Below are 17,207 nucleotides of genomic sequence, written 5' to 3' on the forward strand. Positions count from 1 at the left end.
ACTTATGCAAAAAACCAAAAAGTCCGTCGCGAAGCGCTTTAAGATCACTGCCCGAGGCAAGATGCTCCGCCGCACGCCTGGTTTCCGTCACTTGCTGGCCAACAAGAGCACGCGCGCCAAGCGAAGAGCGAGCCGGGACAAGCCCGTGGCGCCGGGCCACGCCGCGCCGCTGCTCATGTGCCTGCCATTCGGTCTGCGGTGAGCGGGCCCTGCGTGCAATCGGCGCGCGGCGATCGATGCGACGCGGCGGAGAGCGTTGGCGGTTTGTGGTGACGGGCGACACGCTTGCCAGTGAGTGCGGGCTCGGGCTTTCTCGCGGCCGATGCGATGGATTTTTCTTCTGTGCGCGCTGACGGCGACGGTTTCGGCGGCGGATTTCCGGCCCGTGTTGCTTGAGCACGCGAAACGTTATCCGCAACTCGAGCCGCAGGATTGCTACAAGCTGCTCTTTCAAGCGGTGCTCGGCGCTGAACACGCGGTGGCCGATGAGGCGGGAGCGCGGAAGTGGATGGAGAACGAACTCGCGTCGCTCGGTGACGGCCCGGATGAGCCGCTCGTCGATCCCATCGCGCCGGACGGCGCGTTGGCGCGCGTGCATTTGCGGCCGTTCGTGGCGCGGGGCGGCGATGCGGCGAAGCTGGTGCGCGCCTTCGTCGCCACCGCGCAGCGCAAGTTCGGCACGCGTGACCAGCTGGCGGAGGCGTGGAATCAGGTCGTGACGCTGGCGGAGGAGAAACGCCTGCCATTCACGGCGGCCGCCGCGCGGGAGTTTGGCGACAAGATGCGCACCGCCGGCTGGCCGGCGGTGCATCATTCGAAGGCGTTCGGCGCGGCGCATCGGCCGGCCTATCGCGTCATCGCGTGGGAGTTGCTGAGCGGCGTCGTTCCGCCGGAGCGTTGAGGTCGGCCGAACTCGGCGCCGCGATCACTCGCGATTCTTGAACCACACGTAGGTCGTGGAGCTGATGCCCATCAGCGCGAAGGTTTGCGGATCGAAGTTCGGCAATTTGAGCGACGTCCAAGTGTCGAAGACGTAGATCGCGGCGAGCACGAGGGTCCACATGACCATTTGCACGCGGTGGAGGTTGGCACCTTTGGTGTCGCTGATGAGGTCGTCGACCAGGCCGACGTGGCGCTGCGGCGCAACGGCCACGGCGGCGACGACCGGTGCCGGGGCAGCGGGTTTCGGGTCGCCGGCGGCGGCGGACGCGAGCGTCGTTACGCTGCTGATGCCGAGCAACGCGACGGCGGTGCCATTGAGGATGCCGTTGGTCTGGCCGGTGATCAGGTAGAGCAGGATGAAGCTGACGCCGATGAGCACCATCCAGAGGGCGAGTTGCACGCGCGCGAGGCTGAAGGGGCGATCGGTCGGGGCGAGCGTGGGCTCATCGTCGCGCAGGACGCCGGTTTTCCAGCCCGTGAACCAAACGCCGACGACCACGATGAGCGCGATGATGGCGAATGCGATGAGGCGGAACGGATGGACGAGCCCGAAGAGCATCAGCGCGGGAGCGGTGCCAAGCGGTTTGAGCGGTTGGCCGGCGAATTCAAGTGAGATCGCCGCGTCTGCGGAGCCGAAGCGATCGGGCGCGAGCGCGTTGATCGCGACGCTGTCGAGCTCGCCCGGGCCCGCCGGTTTCGCGGCCGGGCGGATGATCGCGAAGCGGTAGTGTCCCGCTTCAGCGGCCGGGTAGATGCGGTCGATGCCCACGGGCACGCCGTTGATCCGCAGCGTCCATTTTGAAGCGTTCAGCCAGTCGGGGTTTGCGGGGCCACCCAGCTGGATGTCCACGAAATCGCCCCAACTCCGCATGTTGGTGGTGTCATGTGTGGCGAGCGTGAATTCGCCTGCGCCGGGTTGGATGGTGGGACCGGCGGCGTGCGCGAGGTGAGCGAGCGCGATGGCAAACGTGAACAGGAGGATTTTTTTCAGGGTGTTCATGGCGGGGATCGTGGATTGGAACGGGGAAAGTGGGGTGAAACTTTCAGCGCACACGCCGAAACGGAACCTGCTCAGTAGAACACGTTGCGATCGAGGGAGCGATACTGGATGGCTTCGAGGAGGTGCGGGGCGGCGATTTTCTCGGCGCCGGCGAGGTCGGCGATGGTCCGGGCGACTTTCAGGATGCGGTCGTAGGCGCGGGCGCTGAGGGCGAGCTGTTCCATGGCTTGCTGGAGCAGGTCGCCGAGCGAGGAATCGAGGTGGCAATGGCGCTTGATGTGCGTCTGCGACATGCGCGCGTTGGCGGTGACGCGGGAGTCTTGGAAGCGAGCGCGTTGCACGGCGCGGGCCGTCTCGACGCGGGTGCGGATGGCGGCGGAAGTTTCGCCGGCTTGGTCGTTGCGCAGCTCAGTGAGCGACAGCGCGGGCGCTTCGATGTGGATGTCGATGCGATCGAGCAGCGGACCGCTCACGCGATTGCGGTAGCGTTGGATTTGCGACGGCGCGCAGCGGCATTCGTGCTTCGGATCGCCGAGATAGCCGCAAGGGCAGGGGTTCATCGCCGCGACGAGCATGAAGTGGCAGGGCAGGGTGATCTTGCCGGCGCTGCGGGAGATTTGGACGGTGCCGTCCTCGAGCGGTTGGCGCAGGACTTCGAGGGCCGAGCGCTTGAACTCGGGCAGCTCGTCGAGGAAGAGCACGCCGTGGTGCGCGAGGGAGATTTCGCCGGGGCCGGGCACTGCGCCGCCACCGAGCAGGCCGACGTCGGAGATGGTGTGGTGCGGCGCCCGGGCGGGGCGTTCGAGGAAGCGCACTTCGCCGTTGAGCGTGGCGCCGGCGGCGCTGTGGATGCGGAGGATCTCGAGATACTCGTCGAGCGTGGGCTGCGGCATGATCGTCGGCACGCGTTTCGCGATCATGGATTTCCCGGAGCCGGGCGGCCCGATCATCAGGAGATTGTGTCCGCCGGCGACAGCGACTTCGACGGCGCGGCGGACGGCGTGCTGGCCTTTGATCTCCGAGAAATCGAGGTGCGTGTCGCTCGCGGCGGCGGCGCGGCTGGGCTGGCGCGGGGCGACGGGGAGGAGTTTGGCTTCGCCGGCGAGGAAGCTCGCGGCTTCGTCGAGCGATTTGACGGCGTAGACTTGGATGCCTTCGACGAGGGCGGCTTCGTCGGCGGTGATGGGCGGGAGGAGCAGGGTGCGCTTGCCGGACTGGCGGGCGAGGACGGCGAGGGCGAGGCCGCCGCGGACGGCGCGCGTGGCGCCGGAGAGGCTGAGTTCGCCGGCGATGAGGAAGTCGTCGAGGCGCTCGTTCTTGAGTTTGCCGTCGGCGACGAGGATGCCGAGGGCGATGGGGAGATCGTAGAGCGCGCCTTCCTTGCGCAGGCCGCCGGGCGCGAGGTTGATGGTCGTGCGCGTGCGCGGCATGCGGAAGCCGGAGTTGCTGAGCGCGGAGAAGACGCGGTCGTCCGACTCCTTGACGGCGGCGTCGGGGAGGCCGACGAGGATGAGTTTCGGTTCACCGGTTTCGCCGGTGTTGACTTCGACGGACACGGGGACGGCGTCGATCCCGACCAGGGCGGCCGAGCAGATCGTGGCAAGCATTCAGCAGGCGGAGAGCGGAGCTAGGTGGTTACCAATCCCAGCTGGGCGCGGCGGCGGACTTCAGCGATGTTGTCCTCGATGGCCTGCAAGTAGGGATTGGTTTGGCCCGTGAATGTAAGGTAGCGATGAACGGCGTCGGTCTCGGTGTCGAGCATCGGGCGCACGAATTTCTCCCAGAAGTCCGGCGTCTTGGTCTTCAGCTCGTGGACGGTGCGATACGGACGGCTCTCGGGCGGCACGCCCTCGTGGTCGAAGGCCTCGGCGAATTCTGCGAAGAGGTAGTCGAGCTTGTCCGCATAGTCGGGCGCGCACATTTGCGAGAGGTAGTCGGCGGTGACCAGCAGGCAGGTCATGCGGCGCACCGTGGCGTTGCGGAATTTTTGCGTGCTGATGCGATTGCGCGGACCGGTGCAGCTGATCGCCGCGCAGACGTCGTCGAGTTCGTCGGGTTGAACGCCGAGGGCGGGCAGGTAGGCGCGCGCGAAATCGCAGCTGCGGCGCTCGTGGACCATCGTGTATTTCGCCCCCGTGCCATCGGTGTCGCCGGCGAGCTTCAGAAAGCCGCTGTCGTGCAGGAGCGCGGCGACGACGGTGAGTTCGGCGGCGCGTTGACCGAACTCCGGCAGTGCGTTCGCGCGGCGCTGGCCCGCAATCAGATCGGCGGTGCAAACGGTGGCTTGCAGCGTGTGGCCGAGATCGTGGTAGCGCATGTCGATCGCGAGATAGCCGGAGCGGTTGCCCCAGAACGCGGCGGTGACATCGGCGAGGACGCGCTCGATCAAGGCGTGGCTCGAGGCCCAGCCCAGCGCGCCGAAGACGGTCTTCAAGTGGGTGGCGGTCGCGCCAGGGTCTTTGGCAACGATGGCGGTGGGGAGGGCCATGCGGGTGAACTCGAAATAGGGTTTGCCCCTCATGCAGCAAGCGCATTTGTTTCGCCGTTCACGCATGGCCCAACGTGGCAATTTGATCGTCGGCCTGACCGGCGGGATGGGATGCGGCAAATCCACCGCCGCTGCATTGTTCGCTGAGCTCGGCTTCCGCCGGCTCGATGCGGATCGGACCGTGCACGAAGTGCTGCTGCCGAGCGCGGAGGTCGTGACGGCGTTGCGGGAGAGGTTTGGCGACGGAATCCTGGGGGCGGACGGCGCGGTCGACCGCGCGAAGCTCGGGGCCGTGGTCTTCGGCGATGCGGAGGCGCTGGCATGGCTGGAGAACCTGCTCCACCCGCGGCTACGGGCGCATTGGGACGGGATTTACGCCGCGGCACAGGACGAGAAGTTCATTGTCGAAGTGCCGTTGCTCTTCGAGAAACAGCTCCAGAATAGGTTTGATTTCACGGTCTGCGTAACCACATCCTCCGACCTGCAACTTAGGCGGCTGGAGCAACGTGGTGTCTCCCCTGAGATCGCCCGCCAGCGCCTCGCCAAGCAGCTGCCCCTGGCCCGAAGATGCGAGTTGGCTGATTTCGTTCTCCTCAACGACGGCACCCTTTCATTTTTGCGCGAGCAAGTCAGCGAACTGGCCCGTCGCCTTTCCCTCATCCACTCTCACTGACCCGCCATAACACGATGGCCCTCCCTCCGAAGTCCGACGAGGACACTCCCAGCTCAGCGCCCGAAGGCGGCGAAGCTCCCAAGAAACGCACGCGCACCCGTTCGCGCCTCTATCGCTCGAAGAAAGCGGCGAGCGCCGATGCGGGTGAAGCTCCGGCGGCCCCGGTCGCGGAAAAATCCGCCCCTGCTCCTGCGCCGGTGCAGACCGAGTTTGTTCCCGAGCCGCGCCGTGAGGAACCGCCTCCGGCTCCTGCGCCCGAACGCCGCGAGCGCGCCGAAGAGCGTGCTCCTGCGCAAGAGGAAGTGCGCGAGACTCCGCCCGCTCCCGCCCCTGCGCCAAGCGGTGGCGAAGATTCCGGTGCCGGCCAACCGCCCGCGCAGGCTGACAGCGCTGCGGGTGGCGGCGACAGTTACAGCGGCGACCAGCAGCAAGGTGGCCAGCAACACGGCGGCGGTGGTGGTGGCGGTAAATTCAACCGCTGGCGCGACAAAAAATTCCGCGGCGGCAAATGGGAAAAACACCGCGGCGGTGGCGGGCAGGGCGGCGGCAACGGCGGCCAGCCCAAGCACCCCCAGCAACCGCCTCCGCCGAAAGGCGAGATCTACTACGGCGAAATGCCCGATCCCGCGCGCTTCGCCGATCTCGCGGCGCTCGACACGCTCGCCGACGACATCGCCGCGAAGAAAGCCGACCCGATCTGGCTCAATGAACTTTACGCGCTCGGCCACGCGGAGCTGACGGCCAAGGCCCGCGAACTCGGCGCGAAGCTCGAAGGCGTGCCGAACCGCAAGCAACTCCTCAGCGCGATCTTCGCTGCCGCGGCAGAGCAGAAGATCCCGTTGCTCGACCAGGGCTGGATCGACCTCACCGATCGCGGCTTCGGCTTCGTCGTTCACGACTTCGTCAACTACCGCCTTTACCCCGAGAACGCGTTCCTGCCGGACGGCTTCGTCAAGAAGCTCGGCCTCAAGCGCGGCCATCAGGTCGAGGTGCAGGTGCAGGCGCCGCAAGGCAACGACCGTTGCCCGAGCGTCGTGCGCATCCGCAAGGTCATGGGCGGCACGCCCGAGGACATTTCGTCGATCAAGCCGTTCGAGGAACTCACGCCTTACTATCCGCTGAAGCGCATCTGGCTCGAGTCGCAGGGCGCGAAGGACGTCTCCATGCGCATGGTCGACATCATCACGCCCGTCGGCTTCGGCCAGCGCGGCTTGATCGTCGCCCCGCCGCGCACCGGCAAGACCGTCCTGATGCAGAACATGGCGAACTCGATCGCGGCGAACTCGCCCGAGGCGAAGCTCATCATCCTGCTCATTGACGAGCGTCCCGAGGAAGTCACCGACTTCCGCCGCCACTGCAAGGGCGAGGTCGTCAGCTCGACCTTCGACGAGACACCGGAAAACCACGTCCACTGCGCCGAGATGGTGATCGAGAAGGCGCGGCGTCTCGTGGAGCACGGCGAACACGTCGTCATTCTGCTCGACTCCATCACGCGCCTCGCGCGCGCCTACAACGCACTCGCGTCGAACTCCGGCAAGATCATGTCCGGCGGTCTCGAGGCCACCGCGCTGCAAAAGCCGAAGCGTTTCTTCGGTTCCGCGCGCAACATCGAGGGCGCCGGCTCGCTCACGATCCTCGGCACCGCGCTCGTCGACACCGGCAGCCGCATGGACGAGATCATCTTCGAGGAGTTCAAGGGCACCGGCAACATGGAGCTCCACCTCGACCGCGACCTCGTCAACAAGCGCATCTTCCCCGCGCTCAACATCGACAAGTCCGGCACGCGCAAAGAGGAGCTCATCTATCACCCCGACGAGCTCGCGCGCATCTACTCGTTGCGCCGCGCCATGCAGGGCGTGCCGGCGGCCGATTCGATCGAGATGCTCATCCAGCGCCTCAAGAAGACGAAGACGAACGCCGAATTCCTGATGAGCCTCAATCGCTGACGCGCGCCCGCGCCGGTCAGCCCGCCCCGCTTGACCACCGCCGACGACTTCGTCCTGCAACTCGCCGTGGATCGCGGTCTCGTGGCCGCGGAAGCGGTGGACGCTGCGCGGCGCGTGGCGGCGGAGCACACGGATCTCACCACGGCGGTGCCGAACGTGCTCGAGTCGCTGTTCTCGAGCGGCGCGCTCGATCGCCGCGCGCTCGCCGAAGCCACCGCGCACGCGCTCGGCATGCCGTTCGTGGTCGTCGGGGAGCATCAAATCCCCGGCGACGTGCTCGCGACCATTCCGCGTTCGTTCGTGATGCGCCACGGCGTCTGCGCCGTGGCATTCGACGGTGATGCCGTGCAAGTCGCCGTTCCGGATCCGCTCGACGCGGACGTGCTCGACGGACTCTCGCACGTCTGCGACCGGCGCGTCACTCCCGTGGTCGCGGCGAGCGACGACCTCCAGCGGACCATCGCGCGCCACTACGGCCGCGAGTCTGACGAATTGGAGGACCTGACAGGCGGCGCGGGCGCATCGGCGGCCAGCGGCGAGTCGATCTCCGCCGCCGATCCCACCGCGAAGGACAGCGACGCGCCGATCATCCGCCTCGTTCACTCGATCATCCACGAGGCGGTGCGACGCCGCGCGTCGGACATCCATCTCGAGCCGCTGGAGCGTCGCTTCCGTGTGCGTTACCGGATCGACGGCGTGCTCGTGGAGGTCGACTCGCCGGCCAAGCGCCTGCAACTCGCGCTCATCTCGCGCGTGAAGATCATGGCGAACATCAGCATCGCCGAGAAGCGCGTGCCACAGGATGGACGCATCCAGATCATCCTTGGCGGCAAGCAGCTCGATTTGCGCGTCTCCTCGCTGCCCACGGCGCACGGCGAGAGCATCGTCATGCGCATCCTCGACAAGGAAGGCCTGCGCCTCGGTTTGCCGGAACTCGGCTTCTACGGAGACGACGAGACGGATTTTTCGAAACTCATCTCATCTCCCGATGGCATCCTGCTCGTCACCGGTCCAACCGGTTCGGGCAAGACGACGACGCTCTACGCGTGCCTCCATCACCTCAACAAGTCCGACCGCAAGATCATCACGGTCGAGGATCCGGTGGAGTATCAGCTGACGGGCATCAACCAAGTGCCGGTGCGCGCGGAGATCGGCATGACCTTCGCGTCCGCGCTGCGCGCGATGCTCCGGCAGGCGCCGAACATCGTCATGGTCGGCGAAATTCGCGATGCCGAGACCGCCGACATCGCCATCAACGCCTCGCTGACCGGTCACCTCGTCTTCAGCACGCTGCACACGAACGACGCCCCGAGCGCCGTCACGCGCCTGATCGACATCGGCGCCAAGCCGTTCCTCGTGGCGGCCTCGCTGCGCGCGACGATGGCGCAACGTCTCGTGCGGCGCGTCTGCCGCAACTGCGCGCGCGACTACACGCCAACGGCGCGCGAGCTGCTCGCGCTCGGAGCGACGCCGGAGCAGTTGAAGGGCGCGCGCTTCATGCGCGGTGCCGGTTGCGTGGAGTGCAACGGCACCGGTTACCGTGGGCGCATGGGCATTTTTGAGATCTTTTTGATCTCGGACGAAATCCGCGCGATGATCTATGAGAACGCGAGTGCCACGCAGTTGCGCGCCCGCGCCCGGCGAGACGGCATGCGCACTATCCGCGAGGACGGCGTCCGAAAAGTGCTCGCCGGTCTCACCACAATCGAGGAAGTTGTCTCCGTCACTGTCGGCGATATCGACTAAAAGTCCCTTCACGCCATGCCCTACGAAATGAATGACCTCCTGGAGCTGGTCGTTGATCAGAAATGCTCCGATCTCCACCTCCAGGTCGGCACGCCGCCCACGTTGCGCATGCGCGGCAGCATGACGCCGATCGACGGACCGGCGCTCACGCCGGCGGACACCGAGGGTCTCATGCTCTCGATCACGCCCGACAATCACGTGCAGAACGTGAAGCTGAACGGCGGCACCGACTTCGGCTTCGCGTATCTCGACAAGGCGCGTTTCCGCGTCTCCGTGCTCAAGGCGAAGGGCAACTACGGCATGGTCCTGCGCCAGATCCCGAACCAGCTCTTCGATCTCCGGCAAATCGGCCTGCCCGACAAGATCAAGGAACTGCTCTACCGCCCGCGTGGCCTGTTTCTCGTCACGGGACCGACCGGCTCCGGCAAGTCCACGACGCTCGCCTCGATGGTGAATTACATCAACGAGAACCGCGACGGACACATCATCACCATCGAGGACCCGATCGAGTATTACCACCCGCACAAGCGCTGCGTCGTCACCCAGCGCGAGATCGGGCAGGACGTGCCGAGCTTCTCCGAAGCCATCCGCCGCGCGCTGCGCCAGGATCCGGACGTGATTCTCGTCGGCGAATTGCGCGACCTCGAGACGATCGAAGCCGCCATCTCCGCGGCCGAGACGGGCCACCTCGTTTTCGGCACGCTGCACACGAACAGCGCCGCGAAAACCGTCGACCGCATCGTCGACGCGTTCCCCGCGAACATGAAGGAGATGATCCGCACGCAGCTCTCGACGTCGATCATCGGCGTCATCTCCCAGTCGCTCTGCAAAAAGAACGGCGGCGGGCGCATCGCGGCCTACGAGATCATGGTGAACACCTCGTCGATCGCCTCGCTCATTCGCGACAACAAGACCTTCCGCATCACCTCCGACATCCAGACCGGCGCCGCGCTCGGCATGATCACGCTCGACACGCACTTGCTCAGTCTCGTGAACCGCGAGCTGATCGATCCCGACGAAGCGGTGGAAAAGGCGCAGGATCCCGAGGCGATGAAGAACAAGCTCACCAGCATGGGCGTGAAGCTTCGCGCGGTGTGATTCCGGCCGCGCGATGTTCGAGGGCCACGACCAGTCCGTCTTCGATCTCCTCAGCGAGCGAAAGCTCGTCGAACGATCCCAGCTCGACCTCGCTTTCGAGGAGCATCGCGCCAGCGGCAAACCGCTCGCCAACGTCCTGCTCGAGCTGAATCTCGTTGAGCGCCCCGCACTCCTCGGTGCCGTGGCCGAGCACCTCGGGGCGGATTGCGCGCAGGAACTGCCGCCAAGCCTGCCCGGTGAGGCGCTCGCTCTCGTCGACGGCACGCTGGCGCGCGGCTACGGCGTGGCGCCGCTGACGGCGGACGTCACTTCGGTTTCGCTGCTCGCCGTCGATCCGTTCAACCCGCAGCTGGTGAGCGATCTCACCTTCGCACTCGAGCGCGATGTGCGCCTCGTGGTGGCCGATCCCGAACGTATCGCTTCGCTGATCCAGCAGCACTACGGTGACGAGGATGCCTCGCTCGACCAAGTGATCGGCGAAATGCAATCGCAGCTCGACGGCACCTCAACCGACGATGCCGACATCTCCGACGCTGACCTTGAGGAAATGGCCGGCCAGACGCCGATCATTCGCTTCGTGAACCTCGTGCTCAGCCAGGCGATCCGCGACAAGGCGTCGGACATCCACTTCGAGCCGTTCGAGCACGAATTCAAGATTCGCTATCGCATCGACGGCGCGCTCTACGAAATGGCGCCGCCGCCGAAGGCTCTCGCGATGCCGATCATCTCGCGCGTGAAGGTGCTCGCGAATCTCAACATCGCAGAGCGCCGCGTGCCGCAGGACGGCCGCATCAAACTCACCGTCGCAGGTCGCGCGGTGGACTTGCGCGTCTCGACGCTGCCGACGCAATTCGGCGAGAGCGTGGTGTTGCGCGTGCTCGATCAATCCGCCGTGCAGCTGAATCTCACGCAGCTCACGATGCCGGCGCCGATCGAGGAATCGGTGCGCGAAATCATCCAGCGGCCGAACGGCATCTTCGTCGTCACCGGTCCGACCGGCTCGGGCAAGACGACGACGCTCTACAGCTGCCTGAAGGAGCTGAATTCGCCCGACGTGAAGATTCTCACCGTCGAGGATCCGGTCGAATACGAGATCGATGGCATCATGCAGGTGCCGGTGAACTACTCCGCCGACCTCACCTTCGCGCGCGCGTTGCGGGCGTTTCTGCGTCAGGACCCGGACATCGTGATGGTCGGCGAAATCCGCGACCTAGAGACGGCGCAGATCGCGATTCAGGCTTCGCTCACGGGCCACCTCGTGCTGTCGACGCTGCACACCAACGACGCGCCCGGCGCCGTCACGCGGCTCGTCGACATGGGCATCGAACCGTTCCTGCTCGCGTCGACACTCGAGGCCGTGCTCGCACAGCGCCTCGTGCGGCGCATCTGTCCGGACTGCCGGACGCCCTACGAGCCGAGCGACGCCGTGTTGCGGCAGGCCGGCATCGAGCGCGTGCAATTGGCCGGGCGACCGTTCTACGAGGGCAGAGGCTGCGTCGCGTGTCACCACGGCGGCTATCGCGGGCGCTTGGGAATTTTCGAGATGCTGAAAATGACCGACGCAATGCGCGACCTCGTCGTCGCGGGCGCTTCGCTCGTGCAGCTCCGCCAGAAGGCGATCGAGCAGGGGATGCGGCCGCTGCGCGAGGCGGGCTTGGAAGCGATGCTCGCGGGCGAGACTTCGCTCGAGGAAGTGTTGAAATACATGTGACATGCCGCGCTTCGCCTACACCGCCCTCGATAGTCGCGGCGCCGAGAAATCCGGCCAGCTCGATGCGGTCTCATTGGAAAGCGCCACCGCCGCGCTGAAGGCGAAGGGACTTTTCCCGATCGACGTGAGCGCGACCTCGACGTCTGCCGCGACCACCAAGGTCGAGCCGGCCGCAGCCTCGCGCAAACCCGCGGTGAAACTTCCGACCGCGCCAGCTCCCGCCAAGAAGCCCGTGCGAACGCTCGACATGGACATCCGGCTGCCGTTCGTGCGTCCGGTGGCGGCGAAGGAGCTTTCGATTTTTACGCGGCAACTGGGCACGTTGTTGAAGGCGGGCATGCCACTGTTGCGCGGTCTCGAGGTGCTCGGCCGTGCGGAGAAGAACCGTGCCTTCCGCAGGATCATCGAGGCACTCGCGGAGGATATTCGCTCTGGCGGCACGCTCTCGGAGGCGATGGCGCGGCACGCGCAGGTCTTTGACCGGCTTTACGTGAACATGATCAAGGCCGGCGAGGCGGGCGGTGTGCTCGATGTGGTGCTCGATCGTTTGGCCAAGTTTCAGGAGAAGAGCTTGCAGCTGCGCGGCAAGGTGAAGGCGGCGATGGTTTACCCGCTGATCGTGATGACCGTCGCCGTGCTGATTCTCGCGGGTCTGCTCGTGTTCGTCGTGCCGAAGTTCAAGCAGATCTTCGCCGACCTGCTGAAGGGCGCGCCGTTGCCGCCGCTCACGCAGGCCGTGCTCGCGGCGAGCGAGGCGGTGCGGTCGCACTACCTCGTAGCGTTCGCGCTGCTCGTGGGGCTGTGGGTGGCGTTCAAGGCGTTCAAGAAGACGCCGCGCGGTGCGCAGCTGATCGACGGCTGGGTGGTGCGCGCCCCGATCTTCGGCGAACTCATCATGAAATCGCTCGTGGCCCGCTTCACGCGCACGCTCGGCACGCTGCTGTCGAGTGGCGTGCCGATCCTGCAGGCGATCACGATCACACGCGACACGACCGGCAACGCGCGGGTGGCAGCGGCGCTCGATGTCGTGCATGACCGGGTGAAGGAGGGCGACCCGGTGGCGAAGCCGCTGGAGAGCACGCAGGTCTTTCCAGCGATGGTCGCGAGCATGATCGAGGTCGGCGAGCACACCGGGCAATTGCCCGATATGCTCAACAAGGTGGCCGACATCTACGACGAAGAGGTCGACACGGCGGTCGCGGGACTGAGTTCGTTGATCGAGCCGCTGCTGATCGTCTTTCTGGCGCTCGTGGTCGGCACGATTGTCATCGCGCTGTTCCTGCCGATCATCCGGATCGTGCAGCTGCTGACGTGAGGAGCGATCAGCGCAAAGCTGTCAGCTTTCAGCTCAGGCCGCCTGGCGCCGGAGACTCAGCTGATCGCTGACGACTGATCGCTGACCGCGGTCCTTGGCTTCGTCAGCAGCAGCTGCGAGTTCAGGCCGAAGTGTTTCTCGGAAAACTCCTCGGGAGGATTCTCGCCGGCGTTTCGGAGGAGGCGTTGCACCATGCCCATCTTGGCGTCGAGGTCGTCGACCTTGGCGACGAAGACGGCTTCGGGGGTCGCGGCGATGACGGCCGCGCCCCACTCGAGTTCGCCTTGGTGTGAGAGCACGATGTGTTCGAGTCGCTCGAGCAGATCGGAGGCGAGTTTGCACTTCATGCCGGCTTTGCGGACGAGTTGGTAGCCGAGGACGACGTGGCCTTGGAGGAGGCCGCGGCGGCTCTTCGAGGTGACGAGGTCGCCTTGGTATTCGATGACTTTGCCGGTGTCGTGCACGAGCACACCGGCCATCGCGAGGTCAGCGTTCACTTCGGGATAGAGCGGCAGCAGCGCACGGGCGGCGCGGGCCATGTGCGTCGTGTGCTCGAGCAGGCCGTGGCGGTAGGCGTGGTGCATCGCGACGGCGGCGGGGGCGACGCGGAATTGCTCGCCGATGTCGTCGAAGACGGCCTGCACGGTCGCGCGGATTTCCGGGTGTTGGATCGAGGCGATGTGCTGCTGGAACTCGGTCCAAAGAGCTTCGGCGTCCTCGGGAGCGGTCTCGACGAGATTGGCGAGGACGGTGGAACCGGCGAGTTGGTCGGTGGAGATGGCTTCGGCGCGGAGCAGTTTCGGCGAGAACGCGTCGCGGTAGTAGTCGACCTCGGCCTCGACGCGGACCACGCCGCCGTCGCGGGTGGCAGAGAACAGTGCGAAGGCGGGCGCATCGCCCCAGACGTTGACGGAGAAGCTGCCCGTCTTGTCGCCGAGTTCGACGGAGAGGAAGGGGTTGCCGTTTTTGGCGGTCTTGGTCGTCACGCGGCGCACGAGCAGCACGCTGGCGAAGGTGTCGGAGCCGTTTTTGTCGAGCGCCTTGATGTCGCGCACGCAGAGCAGGGACGAGATGTCGGCCATGGGGAAACTCCAGCGAGGATGCGGTGGGTTGGCCATACTGATTTCGAGTTCGCTGGTCTCAGCGGTGGCGAAGGGGGATGTTTCAGGTGACAAGTTTCCAAGTAACAAGAGGCGAACCGAGGGGCGGGGTGTTCGTCCGGCTCCCGGGCACTTGTTCCTTGCTACTTGCTCCTTCGGCCCTTGGAACAAGGGCGTCATGGAGCTGAATCTTCATCCTCTCGCCACGAAGTGCTGTGTGTCCGGCCGCGAATTTGCCGAGGGCGACCGTGTCGTGTGCTATCTCGTGCGCGAGGCCGACGGTTTGACGGGGCGCCGTGACGCGCTCGAGAGCGAGGCCGCGAGCATGCAGGCGCCGGCGGAGATTTTCTGTCGCTGGGTGATCAGCTACAAGCCGCGCAAAGCGGGCGAGAATGCCGATCGCAACCTGAAGATGACGGCGGAGAATCTGTTCGTGACGCTGGCGGATCCGACGAACCCGCCGGACGAGACGAACACGCCGCTGCTGCAATTCCTCGCGCTCATGCTGGAGCGGAAAAAGATCCTGAAGCCGCGCGGGCAGACGCCGGATCGCGCGCGGAATGTTTTCGAGCACGCGCGCTCGCATCAGATGTATGAGATTCCGGTCGGCGACCTGAACGCGGAGTTTTTCCAGAAGATCCAAGGCCAGCTCGACGTGCTGGTCGGCTCGCCAAAGAAGAAGGCTGATCCTGCTCCGGTTTCCGCTCCCGCGTCGCCGAATGCGGGCGACGCACCGGCTTCGGATGCGTCAGCGCAGAGCTAAGGCTTCAACTCGACGCGCGGTGGTGCAGCGTGCTGCGCCGATCTTCTTGGCGGAGCGTAGCTGGTGGTCTTCGTGGCGATGGCCCAGAGCTGGCGGAGCGTGGCATGAGTCTCGGCGGACACGATGTAGTCGCCCTCGGTGAAGCGAACCTTGTTGTCGTGGGTGAGTGCCACCGAACAGAGGAGTTGGTTTTTCGAATAGAGCTTCAGCACGTAGTCGCTAGCGCAGAAACAGCGGGCATCGGGCTTGGCTTGGTCGGTGGCGAGAGCGGCGTCGAATGCGTCGAGCCAGGCGCGCTCTGTGACGAAGATCTTTGGCGCACCAAATTCGAAGACAGCGAGATCGGCTTGGCGGCAGCGGCCTGCGAGCGTCGCATAGCTTTCAGTCGGCCATCCGAGGGGAGGCGGTTTCGTTCTGGCAACATCTCCGGCTCGGAGTGCGACGGTCAACGCGGCGACGATCGTGGCGAGAAAGACGAAACGCATGGGGAGAGAGTCGACGTTGGCCCGGCGCCGAGCGGAGCGCAGGCTCGCGAGTCGCGGCGATGCGCGCAAAAGAAAAAGCCCGCGGGTTCCGCGGGCTTGGCATTGCAGCTTGTTCGACGCGTCAGGCTCCGACGAGCGTGACGTCCGGCTCGAAGGCGACTTGCAGGCGATAGACCTGGCCCGGGCGCATGATCAGCGGGTGATCGCGCACGAAGTTCTGCACGTAGTGCAGCTTGCCGTAGTTCGTCTTGAACTTCGGGTCGGCGGTCACGACCTCGGTCTCCTGCCACGCGGCGTGGAAGTCGTCCTTGATCACCTGGCAGCGGTGGCCGGCCGGTCCGAGGATCGGGGAGGTGTCGAGGCGGTATTTCGAGTGCGGCGTGCCGATGACGAGGCAGAGGCGGAATTTGTCGAGCTGCACCTGGTTCTTCACCGTGTAGGCGAACTCGGCGGAGATCTTGTTGCCGGAGAAATTCCACTGCACCTTCACGTTGCCGATGCCGCGGACGAGTTCTTCCTTCGTGTTGATCAGCTCGGGCTGCTCGTAGCGGAAGAAGAATGAGTTCTTCAGGCCGAGGCCGGTGACGCACTTCTGACCGTAGAAGGACGGCAGCGTCACGTTTTCGCCGAACGTCAGCTCAGGCTGCATGATCGGCAGGTAAACGTTGTTCGGCCAGTCGAAGACGCCGGGCGAGTGCGGGAAGGCGAGGCTGTCGGCCGTGGCGTTGCCGCCGGAGCTGACGAGCGGGAGCTGGAATTGCAGGCCGGACTCGGCGTCGCGGTAGAGGAAGAGGCCCTGCTCCTTGCGGTTCGACTTGTCGAAGATGACGAAGCGACCGGTTGTCTTCACGGGCTCGGCTTTGCCGGACTCCATCGTCATGTTGACGACCTTCGCGAGACGCGACCACTGGCAGAGGTAGCGCGCGGCGTCGAAGTTGGCCATGCGCGTGGTGTGCGTGGCGTAGGTCGTGCGCTCTTCGTCGCGGACGTCGAGGTAGCCGTGTTCTTGGTCGAGATAAGTCTGGAAGAAGAAATAGAACAGGCGGCGCAGGATGTCGAAATACTTGGGCTTCTGGTCTTCGGGTATCCAGCCGTCGCGGAGGCCCTGGAGGAGAAGGCTGATGCAGTGCATCTGGCCGTAGGCGCCGGCCGCCTTGCCGTAGGCCCAGCCGAGACCGTCCGCGCGGACGAGGTCGGGCATGAGCTTGATGTATTTCTCGGCGTAGGTGCGGAGGGTGGGGAGCTTGCGCTCGCGGAGAGCGGAGTTGGCGTGGAGCTGCAGCGCGGAGCGGACGAACACCAGCGTCATCACGCCGTAGAGATTGAAGTGTCCGCCGATGCCGGGCTCGGCGTCGTCGAAGAAACCATTGGAGCTGGTCTGCTCGATGCGCTCGACCATGCGCTCGATGAGGCGCGAGGTTTCGTCCTTCTTGGAGAGACCGAGCGAGAAGCGGCAGACGGCCTTGGCGACGTTAAAGGCCTGCCAGTAATTGTCGTAGTCGCTGCGGTGGAGGAGCTGCTTGTCGAGGCGCTGGCGGGTCTCGTCGACGAGGCGCTCCCAAACGGGATTGCGCTCCTTGGACGGGCCGAAGCAGAGGAGGCCGAGGGCGGCGTAGGCGAGGCCGTTTTCGCCGGCGGGCTCGGTGAAGGCCTGCGCAGTGATGCAGCGGGCGGCGAGGTCGATGAGGTCGTGACCCTTGAGCGTGGTCTCGCCGGTGGCGCGATAATACTCGCCGAGGGCGTAGGCGACGTGGCCGGGTTCGTCGGAGCGGGGATTCTCGCCGGCGATCGCGGTGATGGTGCCGTCGGCGTTGATCGAGTCGAGGTTATGGCCGAGCATCGAGCGGGCCATGTCGAGACATTGCTCGGAAAAGCTATTCATTCAGGAAGCGGGCAGATTGGTTGGGTTAGGAGAGGTGCGGCAAGGTCGGATTTGCGTC

At 65.5% G+C, this 17,207-nt stretch carries 15 protein-coding genes; 9 read left to right on the forward strand and 6 right to left on the reverse strand.

Annotated elements, in window-relative coordinates; translation table 11 throughout:
- The first annotated feature begins 4 nt into the window (after nucleotides 1-4).
- On the forward strand, nucleotides 5-202 hold the full coding sequence (gene rpmI / locus HZA32_12665; GenBank protein MBI5424923.1) for a 50S ribosomal protein L35: 198 nt from the start codon (nucleotides 5-7) through the stop codon (nucleotides 200-202).
- A gap of 120 nt (nucleotides 203-322) precedes the next feature.
- Nucleotides 323-901 carry a hypothetical protein gene (locus HZA32_12670; GenBank protein ID MBI5424924.1) on the forward strand — a complete coding sequence of 193 codons (579 nt, stop codon included), beginning with the start codon at nucleotides 323-325 and terminating at the stop codon, nucleotides 899-901.
- Nucleotides 902-925: 24 nt separating this feature from the next.
- On the opposite strand, the gene HZA32_12675 is transcribed toward HZA32_12670, so the two are convergent.
- The 3 genes from HZA32_12675 to HZA32_12685 form a co-directional block, all read right to left on the reverse strand.
- Nucleotides 926-1,942 (reverse strand): hypothetical protein, encoded by a 1,017-nt coding sequence (locus tag HZA32_12675; GenBank protein MBI5424925.1) that lies wholly within the window; start codon nucleotides 1,940-1,942, stop codon nucleotides 926-928.
- A 71-nt stretch (nucleotides 1,943-2,013) separates the two neighbouring features.
- Entirely contained in the window at nucleotides 2,014-3,549 is a 1,536-nt protein-coding gene (locus tag HZA32_12680; GenBank protein ID MBI5424926.1) for a YifB family Mg chelatase-like AAA ATPase, read from the reverse strand.
- Nucleotides 3,550-3,569: 20 nt separating this feature from the next.
- The gene (locus tag HZA32_12685; protein ID MBI5424927.1) at nucleotides 3,570-4,430 is read right to left on the reverse strand and encodes a hypothetical protein; all 861 of its coding nucleotides are present in this window, start codon (nucleotides 4,428-4,430) and stop codon (nucleotides 3,570-3,572) included.
- 82 nt (nucleotides 4,431-4,512) lie between these two features.
- Between HZA32_12685 and HZA32_12690 the strand changes: the two genes are divergently transcribed.
- The 6 genes from HZA32_12690 to HZA32_12715 are packed head-to-tail and all read left to right on the forward strand — an operon-like array spanning nucleotide 4,513 to nucleotide 12,919.
- Nucleotides 4,513-5,103 carry a dephospho-CoA kinase gene (locus HZA32_12690; protein MBI5424928.1) on the forward strand — a complete coding sequence of 197 codons (591 nt, stop codon included), beginning with the start codon at nucleotides 4,513-4,515 and terminating at the stop codon, nucleotides 5,101-5,103.
- A 14-nt stretch (nucleotides 5,104-5,117) separates the two neighbouring features.
- Nucleotides 5,118-7,049: a transcription termination factor Rho gene (gene rho, locus HZA32_12695; protein MBI5424929.1), complete on the forward strand. Its 1,932-nt coding sequence runs from the start codon at nucleotides 5,118-5,120 to the stop codon at nucleotides 7,047-7,049.
- Between the two features lie 30 nt (nucleotides 7,050-7,079).
- Nucleotides 7,080-8,795: a type II/IV secretion system protein gene (locus HZA32_12700; GenBank protein ID MBI5424930.1), complete on the forward strand. Its 1,716-nt coding sequence runs from the start codon at nucleotides 7,080-7,082 to the stop codon at nucleotides 8,793-8,795.
- A 15-nt stretch (nucleotides 8,796-8,810) separates the two neighbouring features.
- On the forward strand, nucleotides 8,811-9,893 hold the full coding sequence (locus tag HZA32_12705) for a type IV pilus twitching motility protein PilT (GenBank protein ID MBI5424931.1): 1,083 nt from the start codon (nucleotides 8,811-8,813) through the stop codon (nucleotides 9,891-9,893).
- A gap of 13 nt (nucleotides 9,894-9,906) precedes the next feature.
- Nucleotides 9,907-11,604 (forward strand): type II secretion system ATPase GspE, encoded by a 1,698-nt coding sequence (gene gspE, locus HZA32_12710; GenBank protein MBI5424932.1) that lies wholly within the window; start codon nucleotides 9,907-9,909, stop codon nucleotides 11,602-11,604.
- Nucleotide 11,605: 1 nt separating this feature from the next.
- Nucleotides 11,606-12,919, forward strand: a complete 1,314-nt coding sequence (locus tag HZA32_12715; GenBank protein MBI5424933.1) for a type II secretion system F family protein — start codon at nucleotides 11,606-11,608, stop codon at nucleotides 12,917-12,919.
- A 56-nt stretch (nucleotides 12,920-12,975) separates the two neighbouring features.
- Here HZA32_12715 and HZA32_12720 read toward each other — a convergent pair whose 3' ends face one another.
- Nucleotides 12,976-14,001 carry an HD domain-containing protein gene (locus HZA32_12720; GenBank protein ID MBI5424934.1) on the reverse strand — a complete coding sequence of 342 codons (1,026 nt, stop codon included), beginning with the start codon at nucleotides 13,999-14,001 and terminating at the stop codon, nucleotides 12,976-12,978.
- A gap of 151 nt (nucleotides 14,002-14,152) precedes the next feature.
- Between HZA32_12720 and HZA32_12725 the strand changes: the two genes are divergently transcribed.
- Entirely contained in the window at nucleotides 14,153-14,782 is a 630-nt protein-coding gene (locus HZA32_12725) for a hypothetical protein (protein MBI5424935.1), read from the forward strand.
- Here HZA32_12725 and HZA32_12730 read toward each other — a convergent pair.
- Both HZA32_12730 and HZA32_12735 read right to left on the reverse strand, forming a co-directional pair.
- The gene (locus HZA32_12730; GenBank protein MBI5424936.1) at nucleotides 14,779-15,267 is read right to left on the reverse strand and encodes a hypothetical protein; all 489 of its coding nucleotides are present in this window, start codon (nucleotides 15,265-15,267) and stop codon (nucleotides 14,779-14,781) included. The two genes, HZA32_12725 and HZA32_12730, sit on opposite strands and share 4 nt — an antisense overlap.
- 121 nt (nucleotides 15,268-15,388) lie before the next feature.
- Nucleotides 15,389-17,119, reverse strand: a complete 1,731-nt coding sequence (locus tag HZA32_12735) for a hypothetical protein (GenBank protein ID MBI5424937.1) — start codon at nucleotides 17,117-17,119, stop codon at nucleotides 15,389-15,391.
- Nucleotides 17,120-17,207 lie beyond the last annotated feature (88 nt).

The sequence above is a fragment of the Opitutia bacterium genome (genome assembly GCA_016217545.1).
Classification (GTDB): Bacteria; Verrucomicrobiota; Verrucomicrobiia; order Opitutales; family Opitutaceae; genus Didemnitutus.

Excerpts from the sequence above, each read along its gene's own strand:
- rpmI (MBI5424923.1), top strand. The coding sequence starts at position 5 with ATGCAAAAAACCAAAAAGTCCGTCGCGAAGCGCTTTAAGATCACTGCC.
- HZA32_12670 (MBI5424924.1), top strand. The coding sequence starts at position 323 with ATGCGATGGATTTTTCTTCTGTGCGCGCTGACGGCGACGGTTTCGGCG.
- HZA32_12675 (MBI5424925.1), bottom strand. The coding sequence starts at position 1,942 with ATGAACACCCTGAAAAAAATCCTCCTGTTCACGTTTGCCATCGCGCTC.
- HZA32_12680 (MBI5424926.1), bottom strand. The coding sequence starts at position 3,549 with ATGCTTGCCACGATCTGCTCGGCCGCCCTGGTCGGGATCGACGCCGTC.
- HZA32_12685 (MBI5424927.1), bottom strand. The coding sequence starts at position 4,430 with ATGGCCCTCCCCACCGCCATCGTTGCCAAAGACCCTGGCGCGACCGCC.
- rho (MBI5424929.1), top strand. The coding sequence starts at position 5,118 with ATGGCCCTCCCTCCGAAGTCCGACGAGGACACTCCCAGCTCAGCGCCC.
- HZA32_12705 (MBI5424931.1), top strand. The coding sequence starts at position 8,811 with ATGCCCTACGAAATGAATGACCTCCTGGAGCTGGTCGTTGATCAGAAA.
- gspE (MBI5424932.1), top strand. The coding sequence starts at position 9,907 with ATGTTCGAGGGCCACGACCAGTCCGTCTTCGATCTCCTCAGCGAGCGA.
- HZA32_12715 (MBI5424933.1), top strand. The coding sequence starts at position 11,606 with ATGCCGCGCTTCGCCTACACCGCCCTCGATAGTCGCGGCGCCGAGAAA.
- HZA32_12720 (MBI5424934.1), bottom strand. The coding sequence starts at position 14,001 with ATGGCCGACATCTCGTCCCTGCTCTGCGTGCGCGACATCAAGGCGCTC.
- HZA32_12730 (MBI5424936.1), bottom strand. The coding sequence starts at position 15,267 with ATGCGTTTCGTCTTTCTCGCCACGATCGTCGCCGCGTTGACCGTCGCA.
- HZA32_12735 (MBI5424937.1), bottom strand. The coding sequence starts at position 17,119 with ATGGCCCGCTCGATGCTCGGCCATAACCTCGACTCGATCAACGCCGAC.